Origin of the sequence: Mesorhizobium sp. M2A.F.Ca.ET.067.02.1.1 (assembly GCF_004023285.1) — a bacterium.
Taxonomy (GTDB): domain Bacteria; phylum Pseudomonadota; class Alphaproteobacteria; order Rhizobiales; family Rhizobiaceae; genus Mesorhizobium.
The window spans coordinates 1-1,273 of record NZ_RZSB01001133.1 but is presented as its reverse complement, the minus strand read 5'-3'; the positions used below and the strand labels follow the sequence as shown (position 1 = coordinate 1,273).

2 protein-coding genes are annotated in these 1,273 nt (G+C 64.5%); both read right to left on the bottom strand.

Features of this window, described 5'->3' with window-relative positions:
• On the bottom strand, positions 1-211 hold a 211-nt coding region (locus tag EOA28_RS36130), incomplete at its 3' end, for a transposase zinc-binding domain-containing protein (protein ID WP_189342392.1).
• Between the two features lie 12 nt (positions 212-223).
• Positions 224-1,105, bottom strand: coding sequence for a tyrosine-type recombinase/integrase (locus tag EOA28_RS36125; RefSeq protein WP_128315860.1), 882 nt, complete (start codon positions 1,103-1,105; stop codon positions 224-226).
• Between the last annotated feature and the right edge of the window lie 168 nt (positions 1,106-1,273).

Genomic DNA, 1,273 nt, shown 5'->3' with positions numbered 1-1,273 from the left:
AATGCCGGTCGCGGCAGCTGTTGAAGGCGATGCGCCGGTGGCCGCATTGATCACATGCTTCGACGTGCCCGCCGAGCGCGGCGGTCCGGCACAGTTCGATCGCCGTCATGACACGGCGCTGGGCGGTGGACAGCGACGCATCATGCTGTGCGCGATAGGCTTCGCCGTAGTAGCGGAAGATATCCGCCACTTCCGGCCCCGAGCGGGCCATTGCCGCGACCGTTCAGAAGTATTGCGGCTTGGCAGGCGGCGGCACGGTGGGCGCCGGGCGCGGCAAGAGCTCGAAGGGGCTCGACGTGGCGCAGACCTTGTTGGTGGCGATCCGCAGGTAATGGGCGGTGGTCGCGAGGCTGCGGTGACCGAGCAGCAGTTGAATGGTGCGCACGTCGGCGCCGGCCTCCAGCAGATGGACGGCGAAGGCGTGGCGAAGCGAATGGGGCGTGACCGGCTTGGACAATCCGGAGCGGTCGCGCGCTTTCGCGCAGGCCTGTCCCACCGCATCCCTGGTGATCGGCTGGCCGGCACGATCGCCGGGGAAGAGCCACTCCTTTGGCCGCCGCACCTTCCAGTAGCTGCGCAGGATCTCCAAGAGCTTGGGCGACAGCATCACGTAGCGGTCCTTCTGGCCTTTGCCCTGCTCCACGCGGATGACCATTCTCTGGCTGTCGATGCCCGTGGGCTTCAGCTGCACCGCTTCCGAGATGCGCAAGCCGGCGGCATAGCAAGTGGTCAGGATGGCGTGGTGTTTGAGGTCGAGGACGCAGCCGAGGAACCGCTGAACTTCCTCGGCACTGAGGATGATCGGCAGCTTCTGCGGCTTCTTGGGAAGCGGCAGGACCTCTTCAGGCGCCCAATCCCTCTCGAGCGTCACACTGTAGAGAAAGCGCAGCGCCGCAATGGCGGTGTGGATCGAGCCGGGCGACAGCTTCTTCTCGTTGGTCAGATAGACCTGATAGGTCCGAATATCCTCGCGCCCGAGCAAGTCCGGCGACTTGCCGAAGTGGCGGGCGAACAGCGACACCTGTTGCAGATACGACAGCTGGGTGTTGAGCGCGAAATTGCGCACCTGCATGCCTTCGCTCATGCGCTGGCGAAGTTGGGTCATGACAAACTCCTCCTTTGTCCGGTGGAATGGGCTGCAAGCAGCCACTCCATGCTGACGCAGTCGGAGCTTGTTGTGGACACATGACCAGCGCGACAGACGACGCGATCAGATCACGCCGGCGACACACCCTCCTTGCCGCTCCGCATTCGCGGAGCGGGTTAGTCCAAG